This is a genomic window from Flavobacterium sp. CG_9.10 (assembly GCF_015752245.1).
GTDB lineage: Bacteria > Bacteroidota > Bacteroidia > Flavobacteriales > Flavobacteriaceae > Flavobacterium.
In genome coordinates, this window is the sequence record NZ_JADOVD010000022.1 from 21,717 (window position 1) to 28,667 (window position 6,951).

General features: G+C 33.2%; 9 protein-coding genes and 3 tRNA genes. 4 read left to right on the top strand and 8 right to left on the bottom strand.

The window, feature by feature from the left end; translation table 11 throughout:
• Positions 1-19 precede the first annotated feature (19 nt).
• Positions 20-520 carry a phosphoribosyltransferase domain-containing protein gene (locus IWX84_RS14640; RefSeq protein ID WP_196851500.1) on the top strand — a complete coding sequence of 167 codons (501 nt, stop codon included), beginning with the start codon at positions 20-22 and terminating at the stop codon, positions 518-520.
• Here IWX84_RS14640 and IWX84_RS14645 read toward each other — a convergent pair.
• Entirely contained in the window at positions 512-1,030 is a 519-nt protein-coding gene (locus IWX84_RS14645; RefSeq protein ID WP_196851501.1) for a shikimate kinase, read from the bottom strand. The two genes, IWX84_RS14640 and IWX84_RS14645, sit on opposite strands and share 9 nt — an antisense overlap.
• Positions 1,031-1,156: 126 nt before the next feature.
• Here IWX84_RS14645 and IWX84_RS14650 point away from each other — a divergent pair.
• From IWX84_RS14650 to IWX84_RS14660, 3 genes are all read left to right on the top strand, one after another.
• Positions 1,157-1,229, top strand: a tRNA-Lys gene (locus IWX84_RS14650).
• Between the two features lie 39 nt (positions 1,230-1,268).
• Positions 1,269-1,341, top strand: a tRNA-Lys gene (locus IWX84_RS14655).
• Positions 1,342-1,384: 43 nt separating this feature from the next.
• A tRNA-Leu gene (locus IWX84_RS14660) sits at positions 1,385-1,467 on the top strand.
• 370 nt (positions 1,468-1,837) lie between these two features.
• On the opposite strand, the gene IWX84_RS14665 is transcribed toward IWX84_RS14660, so the two are convergent.
• The 7 genes from IWX84_RS14665 to IWX84_RS14695 all read right to left on the bottom strand — a co-directional run bounded on the left by IWX84_RS14665 (position 1,838) and on the right by IWX84_RS14695 (position 6,357).
• Positions 1,838-2,086, bottom strand: coding sequence for a hypothetical protein (locus IWX84_RS14665; RefSeq protein WP_196851502.1), 249 nt, complete (start codon positions 2,084-2,086; stop codon positions 1,838-1,840).
• A complete protein-coding gene (locus IWX84_RS14670) occupies positions 2,086-3,087 on the bottom strand; it encodes a DUF3871 family protein (RefSeq protein WP_196851503.1) in 1,002 nt (333 codons plus the stop codon). Before IWX84_RS14670 ends, IWX84_RS14665 begins: the two co-directional genes overlap by 1 nt.
• Positions 3,068-3,961 (bottom strand): AAA family ATPase, encoded by an 894-nt coding sequence (locus tag IWX84_RS14675; protein WP_196851504.1) that lies wholly within the window; start codon positions 3,959-3,961, stop codon positions 3,068-3,070. Before IWX84_RS14675 ends, IWX84_RS14670 begins: the two co-directional genes overlap by 20 nt.
• Before the next feature lie 63 nt (positions 3,962-4,024).
• Positions 4,025-4,411 carry a hypothetical protein gene (locus IWX84_RS14680; RefSeq protein WP_231385504.1) on the bottom strand — a complete coding sequence of 129 codons (387 nt, stop codon included), beginning with the start codon at positions 4,409-4,411 and terminating at the stop codon, positions 4,025-4,027.
• A 166-nt stretch (positions 4,412-4,577) separates the two neighbouring features.
• Positions 4,578-5,189, bottom strand: coding sequence for a tetratricopeptide repeat protein (locus IWX84_RS14685; RefSeq protein WP_196851505.1), 612 nt, complete (start codon positions 5,187-5,189; stop codon positions 4,578-4,580).
• Positions 5,190-5,201: 12 nt separating this feature from the next.
• A complete protein-coding gene (locus tag IWX84_RS14690) occupies positions 5,202-5,906 on the bottom strand; it encodes a tetratricopeptide repeat protein (RefSeq protein WP_196851506.1) in 705 nt (234 codons plus the stop codon).
• Between the two features lie 10 nt (positions 5,907-5,916).
• The gene (locus tag IWX84_RS14695) at positions 5,917-6,357 is read right to left on the bottom strand and encodes a hypothetical protein (protein WP_196851507.1); all 441 of its coding nucleotides are present in this window, start codon (positions 6,355-6,357) and stop codon (positions 5,917-5,919) included.
• Positions 6,358-6,951: the final 594 nt, after the last annotated feature.

Sequence of the window (6,951 nt, forward strand, 5' to 3'; positions counted from 1 at the left end):
AAACTTTTAAACAAAAACAATGAACAAAAATATCATCTTAACGAATCAAGAAATTGAACACAAAATAAAAAGGATTGCTTACCAAATCTACGAAACATTTGTAGACGAGAAAGAAATAGTCATTGCAGGAATTGCAACTAACGGCTTTACTTTTGCCAAAAAGATTGCCCAAGCTTTAGAAACCATTTCTTCGCTTAAAGTTTCGCTTTGCGAAGTTCAAATTAACAAACAAAATCCCGAATTACCCATTCACACCTCATTAGACAAAGAACAATATGCTAACAAAGGTTTGATACTTGTGGATGATGTTTTAAACTCCGGTACCACATTGATCTATGCAGTGAGACATTTCATAGACGTTCCTTTGAAAAAATTCAAAACTGCTGTCCTTGTCGACAGAAATCACAAGAAGTATCCTGTAAAAGCTGATTTTAAGGGAATATCTCTCTCCACATCGTTACTGGAGCATGTTCAAGTCGTTTTTGACGAAGACGGGAATAGTTATGCTTATTTAAGCTAAGATACTAACAATATCAAGTACTACCTGATCAATTGTTTTATCATCAACATTCACTTTATATTGTGCCTGATTGTAGTAAAAACTTCTTTCGAAAAGATGCATCGAAATAAACTCCTTCATTTCCTCATCACTTTTATGGGCAATAAGGGGTCTTTTGCTTTTATTAAGGGACAATCTGTTGAACAAAGTCTCTATGGATGCTCTCAAATATACGGACAATACATTTTCACCTTTTAACAACTGGTGATTATTAGCATAACAAGGCGTTCCGCCACCCAATCCAATTATAATAGGCTCAGAAGAATTCAATAATTCAAGGAAAGCCTGATGCTCTACTTTTCGAAAATAAATTTCGCCATGCTTTTCAAAAATCTCATTTATAGACAAATTTGTTTTTTCTTCGATATATTTATCCAAATCGACAAACGGCATTCCGATGATTTTTGATAGAGTTTTGGCAATAGTGGACTTCCCGCAACCCATATAGCCTAATAATATAATTTTCCTCATAGAATAAAACCTTATAAATTAAGGCGTTAAGATTTATTGTTAAAAAAAGACAAATTTATAATAAAATTGCTTGGAAAACTCCAAAATAAGTCCTTATATTTGCACCCGCATTCAAGGAAAGAATATGACTCGATAGCTCAGTTGGTAGAGCACATCACTTTTAATGATGGGGTCCTGGGTTCGAGCCCCAGTCGGGTCACAATTTTAGTGATCAACACATAATTTCTTTGAAAGCATTGACTCGATAGCTCAGTTGGTAGAGCACATCACTTTTAATGATGGGGTCCTGGGTTCGAGCCCCAGTCGGGTCACTAAAAGGTTGTTCGCCATGGCGAATGACCTTTTCTTTTTTTAGGCCACGTGGAGAAACGGTAGACTTGCCAGCTTGAGGGGCTGGTGCTCGCAAGGGCGTGTGGGTTCAAATCCCACCGTGGTCACTTTTAAAGCATGTTCACTAGGCTTAACAAGGTTTTTGCTAAACATTTGCTAAACATATTTAGAAAATGCTGGTAAAAACCTTTTTTTTATGCCTTAAAATGGAAGGCAAAAATCACTTAATTTATGTTTTCAAACCCTGTGTCTAATAACAGAGTTACACTTTCAATCAGCTTTTAAAATCAAACTAGATTAAATATCATTCCCGAGCTTAACACATTTTTTCTTTTGCACTGCTAAATTAAAAAAAGAAGAGCCAAAAAATCGACTCCCCTTAATTAAAATGACAGCTAGCTCGTTTTCAGGGGTTTTTTGATGGAGGAGAAACCGTCTAAAAAGTTGGTTATCAAAATACAGCATAACTCCTTAACGTCATAATAGAATGGTGAAATAGTAATAGAAATAAGGCTTGTCCTCTATGATATAAACCAGTTTGTTGTTTGTAGCCAGCTTTACCTGACTAACATCTTTAATTTGAGATACCATCATATTCTTGACATTCGTAATCACCGCTACTTTAAAAGGACATTTTAACTCTATAAGCTTATCCTCATTCGTAACCACTAGAATACTAAAAGGGCTACTGTATTTAAGTAGAAATCCATAGGCATTCACATCCATTAATTGTCCGTTTTAGTCATATTTATATTATTGTAAAAGAAATTACTCTCCCCATTTTTTACATATTTAGCTAGGTATTGAATAAACTCATACGCTGAGACATTTCTTTCTAAGTTGTTATCTATATAACTTGTCTTGTTAGCTTCTGTGAAAATATTGTATAGCTTCCACAAATTTATAGTTCCCTTTGTACTACAAAAAAATACATCTGAATAATAATCCTTCACTATAGAGGTAATCTGTGAATCAGTTATGGAAAGCGGGAACAAATCTTTTCTCTCTTCTTTAGAAAGATATTGATACATCTTCATTTTCCCTATCAGAAAGGCAAACTGGTCTTGGTTAATCCAGTAACTCTCTAGTTCTTGCAAGTTGTCCAGATGCTTCTTTCTATCGTAGCCATTAATCAATTCAAGAATTTTGGATTTTAATTCGCCAACTGAACTGATTCTAATACTTTCTGCCAAACCATCAGTAGAGATGCATAAGTTCAAACATACTGTATTTTGAAATCCTATAAACACTTTAAATTTCTCTATAGATTTCTTGCCATATAGATTCTCTTGATTGTATGCACGAACTCCTCCAATGGCTAAATTCAAACGGTTCCCATTAATGACCTGACTAATCTGTGGAATTTCAATGACAAAAGCCATTCGCTCATAGTAAAGCGTTTTCTCCAGTTCTGAAAGATCTTTAGCTAGCTTTCCTATAGCAGAAGGCACTCGTCCTTTAACCATGTGAGATACCCTGATTTCTTCTTCTAGTTGTATATGTTGTGATAATACATTGGTGATTACATCCTCCGTATATTTAATGAATTCGTAATGAGAAATAGTACTCTCGTTATCTTTAGAAAACACAGGCACTATACATTCGTTCTTGAGATGCTCTAAATCGACCTGAAGTGTATTCGCTTCAATGAAGTTCTTTCTCTCAGATTGAATTACTTGCGCCTCTTCTATGATTTGAGCCTTAGGATTATTTAATACTAAATTCATTGTTTTGTGGGTTTAGGTTTTGAATAATTTGTTCTTCGTAGATTACTTGTGCTGAGACATTGTCCAACGTTTCTTTTCTTGCCATTATAACAGGATAAAGTTCTGTACTTAGGTTTGGATATTTACTGTAGATCTGTTTTAGTCCTTCAGATGTTTCGCAAGAATTAATTTCTTCTCTTATTCTCTCAATAGAAATTCCCTGATTACACCATTCGATTAGTTTTTTTCCTGTTGCTGTGTTGATAATGAATTCAGGTTTACCAGAAAACAATTCTGTCCTATCTTTTGATGCTTGTACTAAATGTTTGTCATTAAGAAATTCAAAATTTACCGTTAATTCATATTCAAACCCTTCTCTTGTAATGGATTTGGTTCCGAGTTTCATGACTTTTGTTTTTCCATTGCTGTCCTTGTCAAGGCTATAATCTACTTTACTTCTTGAAGTAGTAATTAAATGGCATTTTGAAAGGATAATTGCATCAATAAAAGCGTTGTGCCTTGGTGTCACCCGAGCCCAATCCTGAAAACGTCCTCCTAACTGTTCGTGAATCTCTAAACAACCGCCTTTTCCTTGCCATTCATGACTTATAGAATCAATAATGATTAGTTCTATATCCGAATTTTCACAGAGCTTAATAGCTTCTAAATAACGTTCTGGAGCGAATGGCTCTTCTAATGATAATACATTGAAATCTCCTAGATGAGAATATAGACTTGCACTTTTATTCTCAGTGTCTATTAAGGCTATCTTATTCCAATCATTTGTGATTCCGTGTGCTAATAATAATGCGGAGTAGGTTTTTCCAAAACCTGAAGGACCTGATAATCCGATCCTTAACTTTACTTGATGGCGTTCTGCCTTAGATAATTTCATAACTTTTGTTTTGACTGTAAATAAAAAAGAGAACACCTTTCGATGCTCTCTTGCTTTTGTTTTTTAATTGACAAACTCTTTGTCGATGACTTGAGAACTGGCATTCATAAAATCTTCGTCCACGTATTGCCAGTTGTGTTTTAACATCATTATCTCGCCCGTTTCTTTGACGGTGTACTCATAAGGTTCACACTCCACTTTCTCTACTTTGCCAGGCAATTCTGTACCGACAAGAGATTTGCAACAAGCAGCATCAAATGTCGTTGACACGTTTGCCTTGCGCATTGTAAAATAGATCTTTCCTGTTTTGTTGCTTACGAGAGGTTCTATTCCTCCTTGAACAACTAGCATGTTGAATTCTTTTCCAACTTCTGTTTTAATTGTTTTCACATCAATAATTTTAACCATGGTTTCTTCTTTATTAATTAGACTTACCGGGTACTTACCCAAACTTCAGAAGCAGGGCGGTTGGGTTATGGATCATCATGCTCTCTGAAAAAAAAATATTTTTTCAAAAAGACAACTTTTAAAAGTTTATTGCATAAAAAAAGCCTAACAGTTTGTAAGGCTTTATAATTGTATATAATTTTGTGAAATTTAAACTCTTTTAATAAAACTAATTACAATATTTGCTAATAAAAGATGATGCTCCAGGATCCTCTAAATCTCTTCCTTTATAAAAGTCTAAACATGCGCTGATTTTATCACCTGACTCCAATTTTACAATTCCTCTACATTTATATATGAATCCATTGTCTGGGTTTAGGGATATTTGATTTGTATAATAGGCAATTGCTCCATTATATACTTCGAAAGTGAATTTCTCCGTACCTTTATTTATAAAATCAGTTTCGACATAAGGAAAAAGACGTATCGATTCGATGTAATCAGCTATTGCTCCTTTAAAGTCACCTAACTTGTTCTTTACAATTCCTCTTCTATAATAGACAGTCGTGTCAAGAGTATATCCATTGCTACTTAGAAATCTATTGTAATCTAGTAAAGCGCCAAGATAGTCTCTTAATTTACTTTTAGCATCCCCTCTTCTCCAATATACTTCGTAATCAGAAGGTCCATAATCTTTAATAAATTTTGTGTAGCTAGCTATTGCTCCTCTGTAATCTCCGGAGTCATACTTTTCCCTTCCTTCATATAATGGGATGTGATAAGTCTGACTATAACAATTTGTAAATGAATAAAAAGTCAGTATTAATATTATTATTTTCATATTCATATTTTTTTAATTACAATTATCTTTTATTAAATCGTATGCTTTTTCAATCCCCATTTCTCCAGCTTTACTGAAATCTAGGCATGCGCTCTGCTTTTGTTTTAACACAGCTTTTGCAATACCTCTATAAATATATCCATAGGCATAGTTTGGATCAATTGCAAGTGCTTGATTGTAATCACTGACTGCTCCATTATAATCTTTTAAGTTCAATTTCGCGCTGCCTCTTTTAGTATAAGCATCTTTATGTTTCGGGTTAAAAATAATAGCTTTTGTGTAATCAGCAATTGCACCACGAATATCTTGTAATTGACTCTTCACTTTACCTCTTCGATAATAAGCGTCAGCATTTTTAGGATCAATTTTGATAGCTTTATTAAAATCTTGCATTGCATCTTGAAAATCGTTTAATTCAAATTTACTATTTCCTCTGCCAGAATATGAAGAGGAAATAGACGGATTAATATCTATAACTCTTGTGTAATCATCAACAGCTCCTTCAAAATCATTTAGTTCATTTTTTAAAAAGGCTCTCATGAGCAGTGAAGAAACCATATCAGGATTAATTTCAATAGCCTTGTCAAAGTAATATATGGCTTGGTTGTATTCATTTGAGTCTCCTTTTGCTATACCCATATCAAAATATTCCTTAGCAGTTTGACAGTAACCGTTTAGACTTAAAATCAAAGTAAGTATTAAAATTATTTTTTTCATTTTATTTATTTTAGTTAACTTTATAAGTGCCGTCATTATTTATTTCAAGTGTTAGAACCCGAGAATGCCAAAAAAAATCTCCTTCTTTGTAAGTATCTTTATTGATACATTCTTCCAAAGACACTTTAAATTCATTATCCGCATTTCTTCGAAGTTGTGGATTTCTGTAAGTCATATTTGCATTATAAAATTTATAATAATCTTCTATAAGACGCAATGCTTCTTCTTCCGTACGAAGAGAAATTTTTAGTTTTGCCTCTTCTATCTCTCTGTTTTTGAATTCTATTAAATCTAATTTACTTCTTAATTTTTCATTTAAGGTCTCAAGCTTTTTATTCAGTGACTTTAAAACATCATTTTCTGATTTTAGTTCGTTGTAGTCTGATTGGGGAACCATACAGCTAGAAAGAATGAATAGTACGGTTAAACTAATTATTATTTTCTTAATCATTTTTTTAAATAAGCATTCCCTACTTATTACGGCATCAGTAATCCGTGTGCTCAAACAAAAATTTAATTTGTATAAACGTATGTGTACTGATGAGTTGTACCCTCTGAGTAATCTAAGGCGATTGCTGAGATAGGGTAGTTTTCATTACTATACAGATAAACCTAGCTATAAAGTAGCTTTCGGTCTTTATAAACTGGGAAGAAGAAAGTCGTTAAAGCATTGTTTTATTGACTTTCCCCTTCTTTACTGACTCCCTTCGGAATTAAGGAGTTATATAATTCAAATCATATCTGCCGACCACTGCATTTTTATCTGCAAATGTACCATTAAGCCTATATCCAAATAAGTATAGTTTATTATTAAAAACACTATGTCCATATCTATTCGATGAGCCGGAAGTGTCTGGAGATTTAATGGTGGTGAAGTTATTAAAATTATTGTCGTTGTAAATAAGTATCTTATCAGATTGTATGAATAAATATTTATTATTGTACTTGACTATTGTTTCAGCCCCTTAAATAATCGGACACAATTATAAATAGAAATCTATAATTTTGTACGATGGAAAAGAGAAAATTTACCAAAGAAGAGAAG